The organism is Paraburkholderia atlantica (assembly GCF_000092885.1).
In the GTDB taxonomy this organism is placed as follows: Bacteria; Pseudomonadota; Gammaproteobacteria; order Burkholderiales; family Burkholderiaceae; genus Paraburkholderia; species Paraburkholderia atlantica.
The window spans coordinates 3382577-3405706 of record NC_014117.1 but is presented as its reverse complement, the minus strand read 5'-3'; the positions used below and the strand labels follow the sequence as shown (position 1 = coordinate 3405706).

At 61.1% G+C, this 23130-nt stretch carries 21 protein-coding genes, 1 tRNA gene and 2 riboswitches; of the genes, 14 read left to right on the top strand and 8 right to left on the bottom strand.

Features of this window, described 5'->3' with window-relative positions:
* Window positions 1-64: 64 nt before the first annotated feature.
* From gcvH to BC1002_RS15460, 4 genes are all read right to left on the bottom strand, one after another.
* Window positions 65-445, bottom strand: coding sequence for a glycine cleavage system protein GcvH (gene gcvH, locus BC1002_RS15475; protein WP_013090937.1), 381 nt, complete (start codon window positions 443-445; stop codon window positions 65-67).
* Window positions 446-506: 61 nt separating this feature from the next.
* The gene (gene gcvT / locus BC1002_RS15470; RefSeq protein ID WP_013090936.1) at window positions 507-1625 is read right to left on the bottom strand and encodes a glycine cleavage system aminomethyltransferase GcvT; all 1119 of its coding nucleotides are present in this window, start codon (window positions 1623-1625) and stop codon (window positions 507-509) included.
* Between the two features lie 80 nt (window positions 1626-1705).
* A riboswitch (glycine riboswitch) is annotated at window positions 1706-1866 on the bottom strand.
* Window positions 1867-1886: 20 nt separating this feature from the next.
* Window positions 1887-1988, bottom strand: a riboswitch (glycine riboswitch).
* A gap of 216 nt (window positions 1989-2204) precedes the next feature.
* Window positions 2205-2555: a hypothetical protein gene (locus BC1002_RS15465; protein WP_013090935.1), complete on the bottom strand. Its 351-nt coding sequence runs from the start codon at window positions 2553-2555 to the stop codon at window positions 2205-2207.
* A 218-nt stretch (window positions 2556-2773) separates the two neighbouring features.
* Window positions 2774-3823: an oxidoreductase gene (locus tag BC1002_RS15460; protein ID WP_013090934.1), complete on the bottom strand. Its 1050-nt coding sequence runs from the start codon at window positions 3821-3823 to the stop codon at window positions 2774-2776.
* A gap of 249 nt (window positions 3824-4072) precedes the next feature.
* On the opposite strand from BC1002_RS15460, the gene BC1002_RS15455 reads away from it, so the two are divergent.
* Window positions 4073-6163 (top strand): UvrD-helicase domain-containing protein, encoded by a 2091-nt coding sequence (locus tag BC1002_RS15455; RefSeq protein ID WP_013090933.1) that lies wholly within the window; start codon window positions 4073-4075, stop codon window positions 6161-6163.
* Between the two features lie 117 nt (window positions 6164-6280).
* Here BC1002_RS15455 and BC1002_RS15450 read toward each other — a convergent pair whose 3' ends face one another.
* Window positions 6281-7198, bottom strand: a complete 918-nt coding sequence (locus tag BC1002_RS15450; protein ID WP_013090932.1) for a c-type cytochrome — start codon at window positions 7196-7198, stop codon at window positions 6281-6283.
* A 307-nt stretch (window positions 7199-7505) separates the two neighbouring features.
* On the opposite strand from BC1002_RS15450, the gene BC1002_RS15445 reads away from it, so the two are divergent.
* Window positions 7506-7581: transfer RNA gene (locus BC1002_RS15445), tRNA-Arg, on the top strand.
* 251 nt (window positions 7582-7832) lie between these two features.
* On the opposite strand, the gene fliT is transcribed toward BC1002_RS15445, so the two are convergent.
* Entirely contained in the window at window positions 7833-8132 is a 300-nt protein-coding gene (fliT, locus tag BC1002_RS15440) for a flagellar protein FliT (RefSeq protein WP_013090931.1), read from the bottom strand.
* Window positions 8133-8151: 19 nt separating this feature from the next.
* Entirely contained in the window at window positions 8152-9597 is a 1446-nt protein-coding gene (gene fliD / locus BC1002_RS15435) for a flagellar filament capping protein FliD (RefSeq protein ID WP_238537897.1), read from the bottom strand.
* Here fliD and BC1002_RS38875 point away from each other — a divergent pair.
* Complete coding sequence (locus tag BC1002_RS38875) at window positions 9590-9793, top strand: hypothetical protein (protein WP_238537896.1); 204 nt, start codon at window positions 9590-9592, stop codon at window positions 9791-9793. The genes fliD and BC1002_RS38875 overlap by 8 nt on opposite strands.
* 105 nt (window positions 9794-9898) lie before the next feature.
* Here BC1002_RS38875 and BC1002_RS15430 read toward each other — a convergent pair whose 3' ends face one another.
* Window positions 9899-11116, bottom strand: coding sequence for a flagellin (locus BC1002_RS15430; protein ID WP_013090929.1), 1218 nt, complete (start codon window positions 11114-11116; stop codon window positions 9899-9901).
* Between the two features lie 495 nt (window positions 11117-11611).
* On the opposite strand from BC1002_RS15430, the gene BC1002_RS15425 reads away from it, so the two are divergent.
* From BC1002_RS15425 to BC1002_RS15375, 11 genes are all read left to right on the top strand, one after another.
* The gene (locus tag BC1002_RS15425) at window positions 11612-12727 is read left to right on the top strand and encodes an aromatic ring-hydroxylating oxygenase subunit alpha (protein WP_013090928.1); all 1116 of its coding nucleotides are present in this window, start codon (window positions 11612-11614) and stop codon (window positions 12725-12727) included.
* A gap of 121 nt (window positions 12728-12848) precedes the next feature.
* On the top strand, window positions 12849-14039 hold the full coding sequence (locus BC1002_RS15420; protein WP_013090927.1) for an FkbM family methyltransferase: 1191 nt from the start codon (window positions 12849-12851) through the stop codon (window positions 14037-14039).
* 306 nt (window positions 14040-14345) lie between these two features.
* The gene (locus tag BC1002_RS36305) at window positions 14346-16022 is read left to right on the top strand and encodes a glycosyltransferase family 2 protein (RefSeq protein WP_013090926.1); all 1677 of its coding nucleotides are present in this window, start codon (window positions 14346-14348) and stop codon (window positions 16020-16022) included.
* Between the two features lie 91 nt (window positions 16023-16113).
* Window positions 16114-17232: a DegT/DnrJ/EryC1/StrS family aminotransferase gene (locus BC1002_RS15410; protein WP_013090925.1), complete on the top strand. Its 1119-nt coding sequence runs from the start codon at window positions 16114-16116 to the stop codon at window positions 17230-17232.
* Window positions 17232-17474 (top strand): acyl carrier protein, encoded by a 243-nt coding sequence (locus tag BC1002_RS15405; protein WP_013090924.1) that lies wholly within the window; start codon window positions 17232-17234, stop codon window positions 17472-17474. The genes BC1002_RS15410 and BC1002_RS15405 overlap by 1 nt, the downstream gene beginning before the upstream one ends.
* 4 nt (window positions 17475-17478) lie before the next feature.
* Window positions 17479-18516, top strand: a complete 1038-nt coding sequence (locus BC1002_RS15400; protein ID WP_013090923.1) for a ketoacyl-ACP synthase III — start codon at window positions 17479-17481, stop codon at window positions 18514-18516.
* A gap of 2 nt (window positions 18517-18518) precedes the next feature.
* Entirely contained in the window at window positions 18519-19274 is a 756-nt protein-coding gene (locus BC1002_RS15395) for an SDR family NAD(P)-dependent oxidoreductase (RefSeq protein ID WP_013090922.1), read from the top strand.
* 32 nt (window positions 19275-19306) lie between these two features.
* Window positions 19307-20038, top strand: coding sequence for an acetyltransferase (locus tag BC1002_RS15390; RefSeq protein ID WP_013090921.1), 732 nt, complete (start codon window positions 19307-19309; stop codon window positions 20036-20038).
* Window positions 20039-20057: 19 nt separating this feature from the next.
* On the top strand, window positions 20058-21290 hold the full coding sequence (locus tag BC1002_RS15385) for an FkbM family methyltransferase (RefSeq protein ID WP_013090920.1): 1233 nt from the start codon (window positions 20058-20060) through the stop codon (window positions 21288-21290).
* A 9-nt stretch (window positions 21291-21299) separates the two neighbouring features.
* Window positions 21300-22436 carry an aromatic ring-hydroxylating oxygenase subunit alpha gene (locus BC1002_RS15380; protein ID WP_013090919.1) on the top strand — a complete coding sequence of 379 codons (1137 nt, stop codon included), beginning with the start codon at window positions 21300-21302 and terminating at the stop codon, window positions 22434-22436.
* Window positions 22433-23068 carry a DapH/DapD/GlmU-related protein gene (locus BC1002_RS15375; protein ID WP_013090918.1) on the top strand — a complete coding sequence of 212 codons (636 nt, stop codon included), beginning with the start codon at window positions 22433-22435 and terminating at the stop codon, window positions 23066-23068. Before BC1002_RS15380 ends, BC1002_RS15375 begins: the two co-directional genes overlap by 4 nt.
* Window positions 23069-23130 lie beyond the last annotated feature (62 nt).

Below are 23130 nucleotides of genomic sequence, written 5' to 3'. Positions count from 1 at the left end.
GGCGCGCGCCGTTGTGCGAGCGCCGCGCCTGACGGTTAAAACGAAAAGTGAATCAGGCAGCGACTCAGGCGCCGATCGACTTCGCGTACGCGTCGGCGTCGAGCAGACGCTCCAGCGACGCATCGGCGGCCGGTTTGATCTTGAACAGCCAGCTGTCGTACGGCGTGCTGTTGACGGTGTCCGGCGAGTCGCCGACGGCCGTGTTCGCTTCGATGACTTCGCCCGAAACCGGCGCGTAGATATCGGACGCGGCCTTCACCGATTCGATCACGGCGACGGTGTCGCCCGCGGTCACGGACTTGCCGAGTTCCTGGACTTCGAAGAAGACGATGTCGCCGAGCGCTTCCTGCGCGTGGTCGGTGATGCCGACCGTCAGCGTGCCGTCCGCTTCGGTGCGGACCCATTCGTGCGATTCGGTGTATTTCAGATCGGCCGGGATGCTCATTGGATGCTCCTAATCGGTATGTTCGGTGGTGGTTTGAATGTAGGGGGCGTGCGCCGGCCGCTTAGACCGCCAGCACCTTGCCGTTGCGCACGAAGGGCAGTTTTACCACGCTTGCGGGGCAGGCTTTGTCGCGAATCTGGACATGCACCGTGTCGCCCGGCTGCACGCCTTGCGGCACGCGCGCGAAGGCGATCGATTCCTGCATGGTCGGCGAGAACGTGCCGCTGGTGATTTCGCCGTCGCCGTGCGGCGTGACGACTTTCTGATGCGCGCGCAGCACGCCGGCGGCCTTGCCGTTGTCCTTCAGCAGGATCAGGCCGACGAACGCGGCGCGCGAGCCGCCGGCTTCCAGGCTGCTCTTGCCGACGAAGTCGCGCGGTGAGGTGAGGTCGACGGTCCATGCGAGGCCGGCGTCGAGCGGCGAGACATTGTCGTCCATGTCCTGGCCGTAAAGATTCATGCCGGCTTCGAGGCGCAGCGTGTCGCGTGCGCCGAGACCGGCCGGGCGCACGCCGTGGGCGGCGAGTGCATTCCACAGCGCTTCGACGTGGGTAGCCGGCACGATGATCTCGAAGCCGTCTTCGCCGGTGTAGCCGGTGCGCGCGACGGTCAGCTCGCCGAACGGCGTGCCGTCGATGCGCGCGGCGTTGAACGGCTTGAGCGCTTCGGTCGCGTCGCGCGCGGCCGGCACGGTTTGCCAGGCTTTTTCGCGCGCGTTCGGGCCTTGCACGGCGACGATCGCCAGGTCGCGGCGCGGCGTGATGGTGAGGCCGAAGCCGCCTTCGGCGTTGAGCTGGCCGAACCAGGCGATGTCTTTGTCGGCGGTGCCGGCGTTGACGACCACGCGGAAGTGGTCTTCGCCGAAGTAATAGACGATCAGGTCGTCGATCACGCCGCCGTTCGGATTCAGCATGCAGGAGTAGAGCGCGCGGCCCGGCGTTTGCAGCTTCGCGACGTTGTTCGCGAGCGCGTATTCGAAGAACGCGCGGACGCGCTCGCCGGTGAAGTCGACCACGCACATGTGGGACACGTCGAACATGCCGGCGTCGGTGCGCACCGCGCGATGTTCCTCGATCTGCGAGCCGTAGTTGACGGGCATGTCCCAGCCGCCGAAGTCGACCATGCGGGCATTGAGCGCACGGTGAGCGGCGTGGAGCGGGGTGTGTTTGAGTTCGGTCATGGGGCCTCGGGCGTCTCGCGAAACAAAAAAGGCCATGCGGCGCACTGCCTCGCGGCCTTGTGCCTGCGAGCGTGGTTCTGCATGACCCCTCTGTCCTCGATACCTGAGAGATTGCGCCGCCGCGACTGGCTCAATGAGCTCGATCCGTCACAGTGAAACGCGCGCCCCTTCGGTGGGCAGCCTGCCTGCGGTGCACGACGTGCGACGCGGATGGCTACTGCCGCTCTCCAGAGTGCGAAAAAACCGCCGGAAGACGGGTTTTCGACGCGGTCGGTCCTTTTGCCTGAGAGTTTGCGGGTGTGCCCCTTCGGCGGCGCGGCCTGCGTTTTTTCGCTTGCCAGCGCGCTCTCCCGACGCGTGCGGCGAATGTACGCGACGGGCCGAGGCTTGTCAATTAAAGGGCCGGGAGCGCTGTCGGGAGTGACCGCGACGGTTCGGAGCGCAAAAAGAAAAGCGCGGGTCGTATGCCCGCGCTTTTCAGTTGCGTGTCCCGGCGCTATCCGTCACCGCACGCTGAGCGATAGTGGGTGCTCACCTGCGGACGCGTTCGCCAACTCGTTTGCCGACTTGCCCACTGACTCACTCGCCGATCGCATGAGCCGCACTGTCCAGTTCCTGGTTCAGCACGCGCTGTTCTTCCGAAGACAAACCGCCGCCATGCTGTGCGGCCATGTCATGCGCTTCCTGGCGGATCGTCTCGAGACGGTGATGTAGCGCGGCGCCTTGCGGCGGCGGGTAATAGCCTCGATTCACGCGAGTGTCGATACGGCGCGCGAGATTGTCGATGCGGCCTTCGACCTGGCGCAGGCGCTGGTCCGCGATCTGCTTCGGAGTGGGACTCGGATGCGGCGCCGGCGGGGGCGTCACCACGCAGGCGGTGACGGAGCCGAGCAGCGCGCATGCAACCAGGGCACGGATGATTCGAGACATGGATTCTCCCGGAGTCGTTGTCGTATCGAATTGCTACCTCGCTAGCAACGGATGACGAGGAACGCCCGCTGACTCGGCCGCGGGCGAACTTGTAACGTTATGTTCCTTTCTGGAACGTCAGGAAAGCCCCGCGCCGACGGCCTTCGCGGCGCGAAAGGTCATTCCGTTTTTGGTACGCAGACCGCGCGGGCACGGTCCGACGCGCAGTGATGCAAGGCTCAGCGAATGCGCTCGAATGGCAGCCGCACGCCTTGCTCGGAACTGCGCGCGGCCAGTTCGATGATCGTCATCACGTCGACCGCGGCGCGCGCGCTGACCGGAAATGCAACGCCGTTCTGGATCGCATCGGCCAACGCAATATAGAAGCCTGCGTACTCGCCGTTGCGGGTCGGCAATTCGCGCTCGACTTCCTGGTCACCTTCGAGCACGCGCAGCACGCCGGGGGTGTTGCCGGCGCCGAAGCCTGCGTCGCCGGGGCGCGGGCCGGCTTTCAGTTGATCTTCCTGGGTGTCGAGCCCGTGCTTCACATAGCTGCCGCGCGTGCCATGAATAGCAAAGCGCGGTCCCGGCAATGCGGTCAGCGCGCTTGCGTGCAGCACGACCTCGAACGCCTCGTAGCCGAGTTGGATGTGCACGTAGTCGGGTGCGCTTGCGTCGTCGCGATGCGCGCGCACCGTCGCCGAGACGGTCTGCGGCGCGCCGAAGAGGGCGAGCGCCTGGTCGATCAGATGCGGACCGAGATCGAACAGCAGACCGCCGCCGCGCGTCACGTCTTCGCGCCAGCGCTGACGCACGCCCGGCCGGAAGCGGTCGAAATGCGATTCGTAGTGCGTGACACGCCCCAGTTCCACGCGCGCGAGCAGATCGCGCACGGTCAGAAAATCGCCGTCCCAGCGGCGGTTGTGAAAGGGCGCGAACAGCTTGCTACGAGCGAGCGCGATATTCGCAAGCGTGTGCGCGTCGACGGCGCTCAGCGTGACAGGCTTGTCGACGACCACGTGCTTGCCGGCTTCCAGCGTGCGGCGCGCGAGGTCGAAGTGGGTGTCGTTGGGCGTCGCGATCACGACGCAATCGATGTCGTCGAGCGCGAGCAGCGCGTCGAGATCGGCGACGATCTTCGCGTGCGGATAGTCGGCGTGCGCGCGCTCGGATTGCCCGGTCGCAATCGCGGCGACGCTCGCGCGTCCGCAATGCTCAATCACGGGTGCGTGAAACGTCGCGCCGGCGAAGCCGTAGCCCATCAATCCAATCTTCAGCGATGCGGACATGCGATTCTTCCTGAAGGAACGGCGCGCCGCCTTGCCACCGCGGCGGCGGCGCGCAATCTCATTATTGTGGCATTTGTGGGTTGGACCGGGGGCTGAGCATGGCCCCATCGCGGGGTCCGTCGCGGTTGTCCATGTTAACATCGCACCTCTCGCGCGCATCGAGCCGCGCAGCATGTCCCGGGCCTTCGGCCGGCGCCTTCCGCCGGTCCGACTTCAGCGGCCCTCAACCGTATTACCCATCCACAAACGATGTCCGCAGGCCTGAACCCCGCTCAAAGTGAAGCGGTCCGTTATCTCGACGGCCCCTGTCTCGTGCTCGCCGGCGCCGGTAGCGGCAAGACACGCGTGATCACACAGAAAATCGCGCACCTGATCGAAGCGAAGGGCTTCGAGCCACGTCACATCGCCGCCGTCACGTTCACGAACAAGGCCGCGGCGGAAATGCGCGAGCGCGTCGGCAAGCTGCTCGAAGGCAAGACGCTGACCGCGCCCGGCAAAGAAGGCCGCAAGGTGCCCGTGAACCAGCTGACGGTGTGTACCTTCCACTCGCTCGGCGTGCAGATCCTGCGGCAGGAGGCGGAACACGTCGGCCTGAAGCCGCAGTTCTCGATCATGGATTCCGACGACTGCTTCGGCATGATCCAGGAGCAGGTCGGCTCGACGGACAAGGGCTTCATTCGCAAGATCCAGTCGATCATCTCGCTGTGGAAGAACGGCCTGATCATGCCCGAACAGGCAATTGCGACCGCATCGACCGAGGACGAGCACCAGGCGGCGATCGTCTATCGCAACTACGTGGCGACGCTGCATGCCTATCAGGCGGTCGATTTCGACGATCTGATCCGCTTGCCCGCCGAACTGTTCGCGAGCAACGAGCAGGTGCGCGACCGCTGGCAGAACAAGCTGCGCTATCTGCTGATCGACGAGTATCAGGACACCAACGCGTGCCAGTACGAACTGGTGAAGCTGCTGGCCGGCAAGCGCGCGGCGTTCACGGCGGTCGGCGACGACGACCAGGCGATCTACGGCTGGCGCGGCGCGACGCTCGAAAACCTCGGCCAGCTCGGCAAGGATTTTCCGAATCTGCACCTGATCAAGCTCGAGCAGAATTACCGCTCGACTGTGCGCATCCTGACCGCCGCGAACAACGTGATCGCGAACAACCCGAAGCTGTTCGAGAAAAAGCTGTGGTCTGAGCACGGCATGGGCGACACGATCACGGTGACGGGCTGCAACGACGAGGAGCACGAGGCGGAGTCCGTCGTGTTTCGGCTGTCCGCGCACAAGTTCGAGCGACGCGCGAATTTCCGCGACTACGCGATCCTGTATCGCGGCAACTTCCAGGCGCGCATCTTCGAGCAGGTGCTACGCCGTGAACGGATTCCGTACGTGCTGTCGGGTGGCCAGTCGTTCTTCGACAAGGCCGAGATCAAGGACATCTGCGCGTACCTGCGCCTGATCGCCAATGCGAACGACGACCCCGCGTTCATCCGCGCGATCACCACACCGCGCCGCGGCGTCGGCAATACGACGCTGGAGGCGCTCGGCGCGTTCGCGGGTCAGGCGAAGGTGTCGCTGTTCGAGGCGGTCTACATGGGCGGCATCGAGGCGCGTCTGTCGCCGCGTCAGATCGAGCCGATGCGCGCGTTCTGCGACTTCATGCAGCGCCTGACCGACCGCGCGGAGAAGGACGCGGCGGGCACGCTGCTCGACGAGCTGATGGAGGCGATCCACTACGAAGCGTATCTGTACGACGCTTTCGACGAACGCCAGGCGCAGGCGAAGTGGCAGAACGTGCTCGAATTCATCGAGTGGTTGAAGCGCAAGGGCACCAAGGAGGAGCCGGAGCACGGCAGCGGCAACGAGGCGACCGGCTACGACACCGCCGACGGCTTCGGCGACACCGGCAAGAACCTGCTCGGGCTGATCCAGACGGTCGCGCTGATGTCGATGCTCGAAGGTCGCGAGGAAGATCCGGATGCGGTGCGGCTGTCGACCGTGCACGCGTCGAAGGGGCTCGAGTATCCGCACGTGTTCCTGGTCGGCGTCGAGGAAGGCATCATGCCGCATCGCGGCGGCGCGGACGACGAGCCGATCGACGACGCGCGCATCGAGGAGGAACGCCGGCTGATGTACGTCGCGATCACGCGCGCGCAGCGCAGCCTGCATCTGAACTGGTGCAAGAAGCGCAAGCGGGCGCGGGAGACGATCGTCTGCGAGCCGTCGCGCTTCATCAACGAAATGCTGCTCGACGACGCGCCGCCGCCCACGCCGGAAGAAGCGCCGATGTCGCCGAAGGATCGGCTCGCGAGTCTGAAGGCGCTGTTGCAGAAGGCGTGAGCGGGCCAGGCATCAAATGTCCGCCAGGTGCGGTTGCTTGTCATTGCGCATAAAAAAATCCCTGCATCGCGTTAGCGCATGCAGGGATTTTTCGTTCAGCGGCCGACGCCGCGCGGTTCACTTCACCGCGCTGACCATATAGTCGACCGCGGCTTTCACGTCCGCATCCGATGCGTTCGAGCCGCCCTTCGGTGGCATCGCGCCCTTGCCGTGCAGCGCGTAGTTGTAGACCGTGTCCATCGAGTCCTTCAGGCGCGGCGCCCATGCTTCCTTGTCGCCGAACTTCGGCGCGTTCAACACGCCGGCCGCGTGACACGCCTGACATACCGACTGATACAGCGCCTTGCCGGCCTGCGAAGCGTCCGCGCTTTGTGCGCCAGCTGCTGCCGGGGCGGGAGTCTGCGGCACGCTGGCCATGGCTGCCATCGCCGCGGCGGCCTGGGCCGCGCCCGCGTCCGATGCGGCTGCCGCGCCGGATGCCGCAGCGGCGCCCGATGCCGCGGCTGCGCCCGATGCCGCGGCTGCGCCCGCCGCCGGCTGCGCCGGCTCGGGGAAGCTCGCGCCCGAATTGTTCGCCATATAGACGACCGCGCGCGCGATCTCGAAGTCGCTATAGTCGTCGGGGCTCGTGCCGCCGCGCGGCGGCATCGCGCCCTTGCCGGACAGCGCGGTGTGCCACAGCGTGTCGAAGCCTTGCGCGATGCGCGGCGCCCAGTCGGCGGTGTTGGTGAATTTCGGCGCGCCCGCGGCACCCGACGCATGACACGCCGAGCAGACCGCCTTGTATACATCCTCGCCGCTCTTGTAGACGCGCGGCGCGTTGGCGTCGCGGATCTCGACCTGGGCGATCGGATGGATGCGGGAAGTGACTTCGGCTTCGGAGAGGGAGTCGGTACCAGCGCCGGTCCGTGTCGAATTATCGACGTAGACGGCGAGCAGAACGATGATGATGATTGGCACAGCAAACCCGGCGATGACCGCGGCGATGAGCTGTGCTGGGGTTTTGATCGGGGCTCCGTGTGGTGCTTCGCTCATGCTTGTCTCGTCTCCGTGGGTATGTGAGCGGTACAGCGCGACGGCAACTTCTTGTTCTTGATCAGCCACGGACGATTATAGACGCAAGGTTTCGGCGGCGGCGAGGGGGCCTGGACGGTGTTCAGCAGGCGTTTACCCGGATCGGCATGCACGATGACAGAGCTCGGGGAAGACGCTGAGGCGGGCGTCGGAGGCCGTCCGGTGGACGGTTCGGCTGAAACCGGGTATGCTTGCGGTCTCTCGCGTTGGCGTCGAGTCCATTCTGGTTGTCGCGCTTTCGTGTTAAGTCCCCGCAGTTTGTAGTGATGCGCCCGTAGCTCAATGGATAGAGTACTGCCCTCCGAAGGCAGGGGTTGCTGGTTCGATCCCAGCCGGGCGCGCCAAAAATCGAAGTGATGCCGGGTTGAAGAAACCTGGATAAACGAAGGCCCTAAGGCAAATGCCGAGGGCCTTTTTTCATTTCGGGCGGCGTCGGAAGCCTCTGCTTATTGCGCCGCTTGGAGAAAAGTGCCGGCGTCGGAAATAATCCAGACGCAATCCCGCCCGATCCAAAACCCGGCCGCAGCAAAGAAAGAAGCCCGCACAAGGCGGGCTGGGGTGATGCGCACATGCACAGCCAATCACGGCTTCTACATCAACCAAGCGCCACACTCAAATACCGCCCCGCATTGCGACTCGCCTGCATGCTCGCCTGATACTCGGCACCCAGCTCCTGCTGCGCGACACGCGCGTTTTCGAAAATGCGGCGGTCGATGTCGTGAATCTCCCTGAGCCGTGCCATCACATCCCGCGGCGGCTGCGCGCCGAGCGCCGTCAACAGCGGCGAGCGCTCGTCGGCGAGCTGCGCGGCCCGCTCCCAGTCGCCGACAGCGGCCGCCAGTTCGAGGTCTTTCGTCTTCTGCCAGATGCGCTCGATCAGGGTTACGTTCTGCATGGTGCGCTCCGCGCCACACTCAGCCCTTGTTCGTGGCAAGCGCGCCTGCGCTGTTGGTGCCACCGAACAATTGCGTGAGGTACTGCGAGTTGTTGTTCATCGTTGCCATCAGCTTGTCGAGTGCCGTGAACTGCGCGGTGTACTGGCTAGTGAGCTGCGCCTGCCACGCGGTCAACGTCGTCTGCTGGTTCGCGAGACTCGCCAGGTCGCTGTTGATCGCGTCTGTACGGTTCTTGATGATCCCGGTGGGCGACGTGTAGTTCGTGATGCTGTCGTCCAGTTGCGCCGCGATGCCGGTGGTCGGATTGAACACCGAGGCCACGGCCGACTGGTTGTTCTGCAGCGCATCGCCGAGCTTCGTGTCGTCGACCGACAGCGTGCCGTCCGACTGCAGCGTAATGCCGATTGCCGCAAGCGTTGTCTTCGTGCTGCCGCTGCCCACGCCGCTGCCCACGATCTTGGCGAGCTGGTTCTGGATCACGCTCAACGTGGAATCGCCGAGCAGAACCCCTTGCGACGTCGAGTTCTTGTTGTAAGACGTCAGCGAGCCCATCGTCGTGACGAGGGTGTTGTAGACGGTGACGAAATTGTCGATCGCCGTCTGCTCCGCGCTGGTGTCCTGCGCGATCGTCAGCGTCTGCGTGGTGCCGACGGCCGCCGACGTGAGATTCAGCGTGACGCCGGACAGGGCCGTCTTCACGGCGTTCGTGGAACTGCTCACGCCGACGCCGCCGAGCGTGAAATACGAATCCTGGGCGGCCTGCGTCTGTGTCCAGCCTGAGCCGGAGATGGTCGACTGGCTGGGGTTGTACGTGTTGCCGCTGCTATCGGTAGCGGTCAGGTCGCTCGCGCTGGATATCGACTTGCCGGCGGTGGTCGCCACCGCGAGCTTGTTGAGATCGTCGGACGAAGTCGAATCGCTGACCGAGATGCTGATGCCGCCCGACGCACCAGTCGAGTTCGATTGCAGCACGAGGTGGGCGCCGTCCGCGCCGGTCACCACGGTCGCGGTGACGCCGGGATTGTCGTTGGCCGAATTGATCGCCGACGCAATGCCGGCAATCGTGCTGTTCGAACTGTTCAGGGAAATCGTGCTGCTCTTGCCGTTGACCGTCAGGGTCATCGTGGCTGCGCCGGATGCCAGGTTCGTGCTCGCGTTATAACCCGCCGAGGTGAGGACCTGCGAGGTGGCGACCTGCGCGACATTGAGCGAGTACGAACCCGCGACCGCGCCGGTCGTGGCCGTGGCCGTGACGCCGGTGCCGCTCAGGGTGCTCTTGAACGTGTTCAGCGTCTGGCCGTCGCTGAGCGGCAAGATGGCTGCCTGCAACGCGGACAGTCCCGCGGAGAGCGTGCCGTAGGCCGAAATCAGCGTGTTGTCCGCGGTCTGCTCGGCGGCGATGGTCGCGGCCTGGCCGGCGGTCTTGCTGTTGACGAGCGCGGTGACGAGCGAACTCGTGTCCATCGACGAATTGGTCGAGCCGCTGATGATCGACTGGGCGGCTGACTGCACCGCCGCCTGGGCGGAGGCAGTCGTGGTGGCGACTGCGCTCGAGATCGCAGAAGTCGTGGATCCGGTTACGGTGGACATGAGGAGGCTCCGTGCGTCGGCAAGGCCGGTCAAAACGGTTGAATGCGCGATTGAACGCGCGATTTTTTAATTCGCGGTGTAACGCTGGAAACGACAATCGGGAGGCGAGCCTCCCGACGGATTTGCGTCCGGCGCGCGATGCGCTGCGCGTCGGACGCTTGCAGCCGGAAGCGCCTTACTGGAGGAGCTTCAGGATCTGCTGCGGCTGCGAGTTCGCTTGCGCCAGCACCGAGATACCAGCTTGTTGCAGAACCTGCGCCTTGCTCAGATTAGCCGTTTCTGCCGCGAAGTTCGCGTCCTGGATCGACGACTGGGCGCTCGACAGGTCGGTCGATTGCGCTTGCTGCGTCGAGCCGATGGCGCTGAAGCGGTTTTGTGCCGCGCCGAGCGTAGCTTGCAGGTTGTTCAGCGTGGTCAGCGCGTTGTCGATCGATTCCATCGCTGCGCTTGCGCCGGTCTGACTGCTGACGTCGATGCTCGCAACGTTGGTCGGGACGTTGAGTGCGTCGATCGTCGCGCCGGTGGCGGTGTTCGAAGCCGCGGTGAACGACGTGGTGAGCGTAGCGGTGGAGCCGCCGACCGTCGTCGTCATGTCAGTCTTAAGCGCCGTGGCAATAGCCGCGCCTGCGCCGGTAGCATTGGCTGCCGTGATCGTTGCGTTGCCGTTGGCGTCGGCGGTGATGGTAACGCCACTGAGCACTGCCGTAGCGGTGGTTGCTGACAGTGCCTGGTTGTTCTGGTCCGTCAGCGTGTAACCGCCCTTGCCATCGGCCAAAACGTTGATGGACGTGATCGTGGCGCCCGTAGCAACCGTCTGGCCGCTATTGTTCAGCGACAGGTCGCCGAACGAACCGAGCGTGTTGCCAACTTGCACGTTGCCGGTGCCGAGCTTCGCAGCCGACATGTCTTGCGTCAGGTTCAGGCTGATCGACTGGCCGACGTTCGCACCGACCTGGAACGTCACGGTGCCCAGCGAACCGTTCAGCAGATTCATGCCGTTGTACGTCGTCTGCGACGAGATACGGTTCACTTCCGAGATCTGTTGCGAGACTTCCTTCTGCAGGGCCGCGCGGTCGTCGCTGGTCATCGAGCCGTTCGCTGCTTGCGTGGCCAGCTGGCGGATACGCTGCAGGCTGCTCGTCAGCGAGGCGAGACCGCTCGATGCGGTTTGCACCATCGACGTACCGTCGTTCGAGTTCGACACGCCCTGGTTCAGACCGTTGATCTGGGTCTGCATGATGTTCGAGATCGCGAGGCCTGCCGCGTCGTCGGCTGCGCTGTTGATGCGCTTGCCCGACGACAGGCGCGTGATCGCCTGCGACAGTGCGCTGCCCGAACCGGTCAGGTTCTGCTGCGAAACGAGCGAGTTGATGTTTGTATTGATTCCGAGCATTTCAATTCTCCGAGTAGGGCACGGGCCCGATCCCAAAAATGGCGGCGTGGTGTGTGTGTTGGCCGCCTTGTTTGGGATATCGGTCCCTACTGGGAAAACTTTAAGGGGAGAATCAATCAGGTAGGTCAGATGGCGCGCAGGGGCCGCGTGCAGGTTCGGCGATAGATCCTGCGCTTAATATTACATGTTCCCTTCAATGAGGCTGCGCCCGACTGCGAAGGCAGTCACGAGATTCACTGCGCATCTTTCCGTCGGACCCCGGCCTTCCCCGCATCTGCGGAATTAGGTGCGAAAACCGTGCTTGTCTACCGAATCAGTGTCCGGCGGCGGTCGTTACACTGCCTGATCCCTAAATTCAGCCGCCGCCGGTCGTATGCCAACCATCAGTATCCCGATTCCCGCGTCCGCGCCGACTGATCTGGCCAGGACGTGGGGAGCGTCTGCGCTCGACGCTACCCGGAATCCAGCCAATCATTCTTCATTTCGCTGATTTATATGTCGACTCACCAAATTCCTCCCCGAGCCTACGTCGATTCCGCCCATCACGAAAACGAGTTGAATGGCCTGTTCCGTCAGTCGTGGATTTTCGCTGGCCTGAAGCTGGAACTGCAGGGCAACGTTCATCAAGGCGTGCGCCTGGGGAATACGGAAGTCCTCCTGCAATGCGACGAGACGGGCAAACCGCGCGCGTTCCTGAATGTGTGCTCGCATCGACATGCCCGTTTGTGCGAGTCCGGTACGCATCGCGGATTCGTGCGTTGCCCCTACCACAGTTGGGTATACGACAAATGTGGTGTGCCGCTGAGCGTGCCTCAGCGACAGGCGTTTCCTCAAGTCGTCGCGGAGCCGGAGAAGTTTCGCCTGCATGAGTTCGCTTGCGACACGGCCGGGCAGTTTGTCTTTGTGCGCTTGTCGGAGGACGGACTGGGTCTGCGCGACTATCTCGGCTCGCAGTACGGCTTCCTGGAACGCGCAAGCGAAGGCATGGACACCGTGCTGGATGAATTCCGCGAAGATGTCGCAGCCAACTGGAAAGTCGTTATTGAAAACTCCCTGGAGGGCTATCACGTCCCCTCGGTGCATTCGGGCACTTTCATGGAAGCCGATGGGATGAGTCGCGAGAAGGAAGCTCCGCGCTTTTTCTTCGACGACGCGCGGCACAGTTCACTGGAGCACGACGCCAACGCTGATTGGGTCGCTCGCTTCCAGCGCATGGAGTCCCGAATCGGCCGCTGGCCATGGCGTTTCGAGCATTACACGCACCATCATATTTTTCCCAACCTGACCGTCACGTCCTTCATGGGCTATAGCTTCCACGTGCAGCGTTTCGATCCGACCGCCGTGGAGACCACCACAGTGCATTCCCGCACGCTCGGCGTGAAATTCGAAGGAAGCACGGAGGCGGGCAAAAAAATGATGGAACACATTTATGCAGATGGACACGCCTTCACCAGGAAGGTGTTCGCCGAGGATGGCGGGATCTGCGCCAAGGTGCAGGCGGGTGTGCGCAATGCAATGAAGCTGGCTGTTCTTGGCGCGGGAATCGAAGACCGTGTGCGTCATTTTCAGCGTGCCTATGTTGCCGCGCAACCAATCGAAGCGCAGCAATGAGTGCCGTCAATACCTGGGTCCGGTGGGGCGCCTGCCTGTACTTTTACTGATCCGGCGACAAGGAAAAGCATGGCAATCGGTCACATTTTTATCGTCGCAATTCACTGAACAGAGAACATAAATGACAAACGCTTCCCTATCCTTGCGCGAGCGATTGTTGCTCGCATTTGCTGACGATACGGCGCCCGCACGTGCTGCTGAAAACTTGAAGGGCGTGGCGCTGGTCGTCTTCGGTCCCGGCTCATTGCTCGCATCGATTTATCTGCCGGGCTTGCTCGCGCGCGGCGCAAACGTGGTGTTGGGTGTGGACGACTGGTCCCGCACGGAGGAAATGTCCGGCATCCCGGTGTGCACATCGGCGCAATTGTCCGCGGAACTGGCGCGGCGCGTGCCAGCAGGCACGGAGGTCCGGGCCGTGGATTTCACGCAGAACCGCTATGCGCAGGCGCGTTTCCGCGCGCTAGCCAGACACCTGGGTTTGCCGATTCACGATCTTCTGGAATTGTTCGCGGCATATGATTGCCCGGGCGTATACGAGCCTGTCTTGCAGTATCGTGCTCGTACCATGGAGCGTGCCGATGATTGGCTTGCTTTCGCTGAACGCCTCGAAGACGAGCGCAGCCGCGAAACGCTATATGCCGTGCTGCTGCAGCGACTGCAATTCGATCGCCGCGTGCTGGATTCGGTCATGGCTTGTCCGCAAGACGAATATTTTGGGGTGAGTCGTGCACAGAGCGAAACATTCACGATCGGCACCAGGGAACACTTCGTCGATTGCGGTGCGCATACCGGCACTATTGTCGCGAAGTTGTTGGGGGCGACCGACTGGAACGTGGCAAGTGTGCATGCGTTTGAGCCGGATTCGCAAAACTATCAGGCATTGAACAAGCTGATGCCCTATCCGCTGCCTTTCATGCACACACACTGCGCTGCTGTATCCGATCGTAGCGAGACGTTGCGTTTCCACCAGACCGGCACGATGAGCAGTCATGTCAGTGCCAGCGGAGGGGTCGAGGTACCTTGCGTGAAGCTCGACGACATGGTGGAAGACGCCACCTTTATCAAAATGGATGTGGAAGGTTTTGAGCCGCGCACCTTGCGCGGCGCGGCACAGTTGATCGCCCGTGCGAAACCGAGAATGGCGATTGCCTCTTACCACTATGCGACCGATCTGCTCGACGTGGCCGATATGCTGCGCGAGATCGTCCCAGAACATCGCCTGCACTTGCGTCATCACTACAGCTTCTTCTACGACAGCATCATCTACGCTTCGCCACGCGATGACTGGGCGCCGCTGACACGGGCCGAATAGGACGCAGTCGGCAACGCACCTGAATCGAAGCTTTCTCCGCAATGATTCTCTGATCCGGCAGTCCTTGCTGCCGGATCAGTCGATCCTGTTCGATCGAACCTGGACATCTGCATGCTTGTGGATTGACGTCCGCGACGACAGCGATTTTGTGACTCGCACCTGGCTGCACCTTGGCTGAGCCATAGCGGGCGCTTCCCCGGCGTTTCGCATCTGCGGAATTGAGCGCGAAAAGCGTGTCTGTCTGCCTGATCACTCTTTTGCGGCGATCGCTACACTGCCTGACCGCTTATTTCAGCCGCCGGTCTCATGCCAACAGTCAGCATCCTCATTCCAGCGTTCAAGCCGAGCTACCTGGCCAAGACTTTGGCGAGCGCCTGCGCGCAAAGCTACACGGACATCGAAATCCTCGTCGGCGACGATACACCGGATGCCAGGCTTCGCGAAATTGTCGATGGCGCGAACGATCCGCGGATCCGATATTTTCACCACGGGTTTCAAAATGGCCTTCGCAATCAGGAGGCTTTGTGGGCACATGCCAGCGGCCGGTACGTGAAGTGGCTTTACGACGACGATCTGTTGATGCCGACCTCGGTAGCTACGCTCGTCGCCGCACTGGAAAGTCATCCCGAATCGACGCTGGCCTTCCACCAGCGCGTGGTCATCGACACCGACGACACCGTGATCGACGTGCCGGCCGCACTGATCCAGCCCGGCGAGACGGCGCTTCTCGATCGGGCGTTTCTGGTCGCGAATATGGTGGCGACCGCGAACAACTTCGTCGGTGAACCCAGCAACGTCATGCTCGTACGCGAGCGGGTCGATGTCGCCTGTATGATGAAGTACAGAGGGCACGGAATCGGCTATCTGACCGACGTCGCAATGTACCTGAACATGGCGGAACAGGGGCCGATCGTCCTCGCCGGCGGCTATCACAGTTGCTTTCGGCGGCACGCGGCGCAAAACTCCGGCGTGGGGAACCCGTGGCTTGCGGTGGGCTTCTACGAATGGGAAATCATGGTGCGCGGCGAGATAGCCGCCGGAACCATTGGCGTGCAGGAGATCGGCAAGGCTCGCGAGCGGCTCGGCGAGGTTTACCGCTTTGCCATTGAACAGCGCGGTCTGTCTTCGCTCGAACCGTTGAGGCAGAGTCTGGACGAACTCGGGCGCGTGCCGCCTCGCGAACTACCCGAATCGCGCCGGTTTCTCGACGGCATCGCCCACTCGCGCGCGGTGGCGGCAGCAAAGAACCGCAAACGCGTGCGGCTCGTCTGTGCCACGCGTGGAAGCCAGCAGCAGTTCATGGCCGAAACCGCGCTTGGTCGTTCGCTAGGGCTGTACAGCTCGGCCATGCGTGAAGAAGATGTGCAGATCAGGCTAACGATCAACAACACCCAGGGGTTGCCTGCGATCTACAACGCCGCGATCGAAGCTGCGGCCACAGATCCCGCGATCCTCGTCTTTATTCACGATGACGTTTGGCTTGCCGACTTTTTCTGGCAGCAGCGCATCCACGAGGCTCTTGACCACTTCAATCTGGTCGGTATCGCTGGCAACAAGCGCCGCGTGCCGGGCCAGCCGGCCTGGCACTCGACGGCGCTCAGCCTTGAACCGGACGCTGAGCATCTAAGCGGAAGCGCCGGCCGCGGTCGGGGCATGCCCTGCGACGAAGTCGATCTGCACGGGCCATCGGAGCAAGAATGCAAGCTGCTCGACGGCTTGATGCTGATCGCCGACAGCGAAACGCTGCTTGCCCGCGGTGTCCGCTTCGACGAGCGTTTTGCGTTCGACTTCTACGATCTGGACTTCTGCCGCCAGGCCGAACTGGCTGGCCTGCGGATCGGAACGTGGTCGCTCAGCGTAATTCACGAGGGTGGGCATCGGTACGGCACCCAATCGTGGCTGGAAGGCTACGTCCGGTATCTGCAGAAATACGGCGAACAGGCGCGGTATGACAAGCCGATCGCGCAGGTTTATGCCCAATGAGGCGTAGTAAGGGGGAAAAGCCCCTTAGTTCGCCGGACTGAAATGGTGGTGCCAGGCTCAAAATCTCGGGACCGACTTATCTCGATCGCCCATGAAATCGCCCGGCCACACGCCCATCTACGTCACCCAGCCGTACATGCCACCGCTGGAGGATTTCATTCCCTATCTGGAAAAGATCTGGGACTCGAGGCGGCTGACCAATCATGGGCCGATGCACGAGCACCTCGAGAAGGCGCTCGCCGAGTATCTCGGCGTCGAACATATCGCGCTCTTTTCCAACGGTACCCTGGCGCTGGTCACGGCCCTGCAAGCTTTGCGGATCACAGGCGAGGTCATCACGACGCCGTACTCGTTCATCGCCACGGCACACTCCCTGCGCTGGAATGGCATCGAGCCGGTCTTCGTGGACATCGACCCCATCACGCTCAATCTTGATTCCGCGAAGATCGAAGCGGCCATCACGCCCAAGACCACGGCGATTCTGCCGGTGCATTGCTACGGCAATCCCTGCAACGTCGAATCCATTCAGAAAATCGCCGACACCTACAACCTGAAAGTGATCTACGACGCCGCGCACGCCTTTGGTGTGCGTGACGAAGGCGGCAGTATCGTGCGACACGGTGACCTGTCCGTATTGAGCTTTCACGCCACCAAGGTATTTACGACCTTCGAGGGCGGCGCCATCGTCTGCCCGGACAAGAAGACCAAGCAACGCATCGACAACCTGAAGAATTTCGGGATCGTTGACGAAACCACAGTCGTCGCACCGGGCATAAACGGCAAGATGGCCGAGGTCAATGCCGCGTTCGGATTGCTGCAGCTGCAACACATCGACAAGGCGCTGGCGCGCCGTCGCGAGATCGGCGAGCGGTACGGTGAGCTCTTGAGAGACGTTCCTGGCATCGAATGCGTGCAGCAACGGGAGGGGAACGGAAGGAATTTCTCGTATTACCCGATCCTGGTCGGGCAGGAGTATCCGCTCAGCCGGGATGCGCTGTTTGAGCGATTGCGGGAAAAAGGGATACATGGCCGCCGGTATTTCTACCCGCTGGTCACCGAGTTCCCGATGTATCGCGGCATGCCCGGCGCCGCGCGCAGCAATTTGCCGGTGGCGACGAAGGTCGCAGCGGAAGTGATTTGCCTACCGATTTATCCGAACCTCACGAATGATGAGGTCGAGACGATCGCAGCACTAATTGGAGATATTTAATGACTACCGAATACGTAATGCCCAGCATCGAACACTTCATTGAGAATTTTCTGGTTGCCACCGATTTTCAGAATCCGGTGGAAGTAAAGCCGGAGACGGAACTGAGCAGCCTGGAGGAGTGGGATTCCCTGGCTGCGCTGGGCGTGATCGTGATGTTCGACACCGAGTTCGGCAAGGCGATCTCGGGCGATGACCTGAAGAAGTGCGCGACGATCACCGACCTCTACAAACTGCTCGGGTAAGAACATGGCTTTTTCCACTCTGCGCAACGTGCGCTTCGCAGGCATGGCGACCTGTGTGCCCAGACATGTCTACGACAATGTCCGCGATGCTCCGCCGGAGATCCGTTCGGAGCGCGAGCGCCTGGTCCGCAATATCGGCATCAGGACGCGGCGCCTTTGCCCGGGGTGGCAATGCTTTTCCGACCTCGCTTTCGATGCAACGGAGAAATTGCTCGCAGAGATCGAGTGGAAGCGGGAGGAGGTCGATGCGCTGGTTGTCGTGACGCAGTCGCCGGATTACCCGATTCCATCGACAGCAATCATCCTGCAGGATCGCTTGCAGCTGTCACAGGCGACGATTGCCTATGACGTGAACCTGGGCTGCTCCGGCTATCCCTTCGGTTTGCATCTGCTGGGCAGCATGATTGCCGCCGGCGCCATCAAGAAGGCGTTGTTGCTGATCGGGGATCGCTCGGGCAATGTTCGCGATCCTTTGTTCTCCGATGCCGGTACGGCGACCGCACTCGAGTTCGATGAGAACGCGCCGCCCATGCACTTCGACCTCAACAGCGACGGCAGCGGTTACAAAGCCATCTGCTTGCCGGTCGGCGGACATCGGGAGCCGGTTGGTATTCACCATCTGATACCGACTCGCAGCGAAGGCGGCTTTTTGAATTTTGGAACGGACCTGATCCTCGACGGTCCGGCCGTGCTGAGCTTTTCGACGCAGCGCATACCGCCCGCCGTAGAAAAGATTCTGGAAAAAACCGGCATGAGCAAGGGCGATATCGACTACTTCGTCTTCCATCAGGCCAACAGGATGATCAACGAAACCATCCGCAAGAAGCTAGGTTTGCCGGAGGAGAAAGTGCCTACCACCTTGCCGGATTTCGGCAATACCAGCGGCGCATCCCTGCCCGTCACGATGACGGCCCGATTGCACGACGAACTGGGCAAGGGTAAGCATCGCTTGTTGTTGAGCGGTTTCGGTATCGGCCTGTCGTGGGGCACGGTCATTTTGGATATCGAAGGCGCCAGGTTTCCGGCATTGATCGAGTCTTGAGTATGGAAAACCCGTTTTCGCTTTCCGGCAAGCGCATCCTCGTCACAGGCGCTTCATCCGGCATCGGTCGTCAGGTCGCAATTTCCTGTTCGCAGATGGGCGCGCAGGTCGTTATCACGGGCCGCGACCGCGACCGCCTGAAACAGACGCTGGAGATGCTCGATAAATCGGCGTCGGCAGGACATCAGGCGGTTCAAGCCGAACTGACGAACGCGGCCGAGCGTGAGGCATTGGTCGCTGCGCTCGATAGCGTTCCGCTGAATGGAGTCGTGCATAGCGCGGGCATTTCTCGCCTGAGTCCGGTACGCATGTTCACCGAACAACATTTGCGTGAGGTGCAGTCCATCAATGTCGACGCGCCCATGATGCTGACGCAGGCGCTGCTCAAGCGCAATCTCGTCGCCCCGGAAGGCTCGTTGGTCTTTGTCGCCTCGATCGCGGCGCACATCGGCGTTGCCGGCGTAGGGGCCTATTCGGGAACCAAGGCCGCGCTGATTGCCATGACGCGTTGTCTCGCCATGGAGGTGGTCAAGCGCCGTATTCGCGCCAATTGCCTTTCGCCGTCACTGGTCGAAACGCCTCTGTTTGAGGCGGCCGCCACCATGGCAGGATCAATGGAGCAGCAGCGAAACAATCACCCGTTCGGGTTCGGCAAGCCGGAAGATGTGGCCAATGCCGCCGTGTTCCTGCTGTCGAACGCCAGTCGCTGGATCACCGGTACGACGATCGTGATGGATGGCGGATTGACGATCAGCTGATAGCTGGGAGCTTCGAGTATGAGTGGTCACAAATGAAAAAACTCCTCATTATTGGTGCAGGCGGATTTGGCCGCGAAGTCCTGACGATGGCGGTGGACAATCCCAATTACAACGTGAATTGGACTATCAAGGGTTTCCTTGATAACAGGCCGGGCGTTCTCGATGGCTTCACCAGGCATCCGGGATTGATCAGGGATCCAATGGATTACGATGAGGATAAGCTTTCTCGTTATCGTCGTGACTATCCTGTCCTCGGTGACCCGTTGACCTATGTGCCGCAAGAAGGCGATGTATTCCTTTGCGCAATAGGCGATCCAGCTCAGCGCAGAAAATACACAGCCGCCTTGATCGAGAGGGGTGTTGAGTTTGTAAAGCTTGTGCATCCTCTCGCGGCAGTCTCCTCTTTCGCCAGTATCGGCCCCGGCAGCATCATCGGTGCTTATGCGAGTTTGTCGCCGGATTGTCGTATCGGACAGCACGTCACGATCAGCAACTACACGGCGGTTGCGCACGACACCACGATCGGAGATTGGGTCGAAATCGGCGCCCACTGTCTGATTGCCGGCAATGTCAGCGTTAGTAGCGGCGCACGCATTCATCCCGGCTCCATCATCACGGCCAAATCCAGGGTTGGCGAAGATGCCGTGGTCGCGGCAGGAAGCGTCGTATTCAAATACGTGAAGTCCAACACGACCGTGTTGGGCAATCCTGCACGGCGTTTCGATTGGAAGCCCGACGACGCACCCGATCAGGGCCAGGCTTAGACGTTCTTGAAAGGTATTTATGTTCCAAACTGCCAGTGACTATTTGAGTGATGAGGCTACGCGCGTTGCGCGAGACAAGCTGATCAATATTCATCGACGTTGCCGGGAAAACCGCTATGCCTTTTTTCCAGAGAATATTGCCGAACTGATCGGTCGCCGGCACGAATTGCGCGTTGTCGTATTTAGTACGCGCGGTTTGGGTTTTTGCCATCAGCTCGACGAGATCGAAGCAGTGCTGAGGCTCCGGGGCGGACGTGTCGACGCCCTTGTGCATGACAAAGACGATCACGACAATCGTAACAACCCCAGGCTCGCGGCTTATCGGCAGATTACTACGGAAGAGTTTTTTGCAAACGCGGCTGCCTATACGGGTTGCCTGATCGTTGACCGCACCAGCACGTGGTATCCGGGCATTCGCTACAAGATCACGCTGAAGCAGGCGGGCTTTGATGTGCTGCGCGTCGAGCAATTTCTCAATGCGCCCGGCTTCGAGGCCATTACCACTTCCTATCGCTCGCATGGCGATCTCATGCTGGCCAGGTTCGACGAATTTCTCGCACTGGAAAGGCATTGGGCGGATAACCTGTCGCGCCAGGTGTACTACTACGCGCTCGCATCGTTCATCAGCTTGAACTATCAGTATTTCGCGTTGCATTGCGGTGATTTCCAGCAGCGTTACTTTTCGCCGGACATCGACCTGAAGCTCGGTGCGGATACGGTCTATGCGGACTGCGGCTCGCATGACGGATCAGAGGTGATGATTTTTGCAGAGCGAGTCAAGCATCGATTCAAGGCAGTGCATGCGTTCGAGCCTGATCATCGCAACTTCATCATGCTCACCGACACGATCAATCGCTATGTTGCGGATCACGGAGCCTCGCCAATTTATTGCCACGAACTAGGCGTGTTCGATCGGGACGGCTATTTGCAGGCTGACGGTTATGCCGATGGTGTGACGATCACCGGTCAACCGGCAACTTCAGGCTCGGGGCTGCACGTCTGCAAGCTCGACAACCTGCTCGATGAATTGACGCACTTGCGGCTTGAGATCGAAGGGGCGGAACTTCCGGCCCTGCATGGTGCTCATCAGCTCATTCTTAAGAATCGGCCGACCATGACCGTGTCTGCCTATCATTTGGCCACGGACTTCCCCGACCTGTTGAAATTCATGGAAGAAACCGGTCTGGACTATCAGCTGTCTTTGCGCCATCAGTCCCTGGAGCCGGGTGTGCTTTGTATTTACGCAGTCTAGGACAATATCGTGCGCCCTTTGCTTAAGCCTGCACACTACACCTCAGATGAGTGGTTCGAGCGGGAGTCATCCCGCATCTTTGGCAAGTTGTGGATGCTGGCCGCGGTCAAGCCCATGCTTGCCAAGCATCGCGATTATCGTACTTTGACGTTGGCCGGAAAGCCCGTCGTTTTGCAGAACCATCAAGGAACGATTCGCGCGTTCAGCAATGTTTGCCGTCATCGTATGGCTCGCATCCAGAACGAGGAGTTCGGCAATCGGGCTTTGGTCTGCTCCTATCATCATTGGTGTTATGGCGAGCAAGGTGAGCTGATTCACACGCACCGCGATCCGGCAGTGTTTGGAATCACGCGGGAAGAAGCCGCCGATATCCGTTTGCAGCAATATGCCGTTGCCACGATCGGCAGTCTGGTGTTCGTTAATCTTGATCCTGATCCGCTGCCAATTACGGAGCAATTCGATCAGGAGACCATCGAGCTGTTGGAGCGATATACCGGGCGGATGGATTCCAGTTTTATCTACACCCGTTACAACGGAGATTTCAACTGGAAGACAGGCATGGAAAACATAAAGGATCCGCTCCACGTTACCTGTCTGCATAATTCCACGTTCCCCGAATACTTTCGGGTGAATATTTCGGGGAGTGCCAGGATCAATAGTCGAGACAGCGAGTATCTGCCGTGCACCCCGAGCCTGTCACAGGCGACCATTCGGAGCCGTGTCACGATGGACGGGCAGCCGTCGCATGATTGGCAGCAATCGGTGCATCGGCTGGACTCTCGAGGCTTCTATCAAACCTTCCACCTATTCCCCAATGTGAATCTCATGATCGTGGACGGCAGTAGTTTTGCTATTCAGATCTATAACCCACTGTCGGCAAGACAGACGGAAGTGCAGATGATGGTCGCTTTGACCCAGCCGGAAAAAGAGCTCTCCTACAAGCCGGTCGTCCTTTGGGAGCATTTGAAGAGCGACATGGTCGTGTTGCAGGAAGACATCGAATGCCTCGAAGCCCTACAGAAGAATCTGGAATCAGAGGGTGGGTTGGAATTCATCCATGGTGCTTATGAAACGGGCATTCTTGATTTTCAGGCTGCATATCTAGCGCAAATGGAGATCGGAGAAGTCGCCGAGTTAGCCTTATGAAGAAGCTGCTCATCATCGACGCGGGTGGCAATCTCGAACGTGCCATGCATGAGATCGCGCAAGCAGGTGATTATCAGATTGCCGGCGTGATCGGAGGACAACCCGCACCGGCAGGTATCCCACATTTCGCGGACTTGAACGCAGTCACCGACGATGCCCGCGAGAACAGCGCTTTTTTCATCGCGGGCGACCAGCGAATGCTCAATCAGCATCGTCTGTCGGCCTACATGGAAGTGAAACGCCGTGGCTGGCCTATTGTGGCGTTGCGCAGTACGAGTGCATCGCTTGCCGCCGGGATCAGGCTGCGCGAGAACGTGTATATCGACCATGCGGTACGCGTCCTGCCGAGGGCGAATATCGGTGCAAACACATGGGTGATGCAGGGTGCCGAGATTGGAACCGACAGCAAGATCGGGAGTTCATGCTGGATCGGTGCACATTGCCGCGTGTCCGAACGCGCTGTCGTCGGCAAAAACTGTACGCTCGGTGAGGGCGTTGTCATCGGCCCAGATGTCGTGCTGCCAGCATGGTCTGTCATCGATAGTCACACGACCTTGACGCAATCGCCGCCAACCACGTTATTCACCGATCCTCTATTCAGGTCACCGGTCTATCTCTTTGAGAAAGGCTGATCGCCCCGCCCGTGTTTCGACACCGGCGGGCCGCATGACGGGGAAGGATTTCAGCGGGCTCT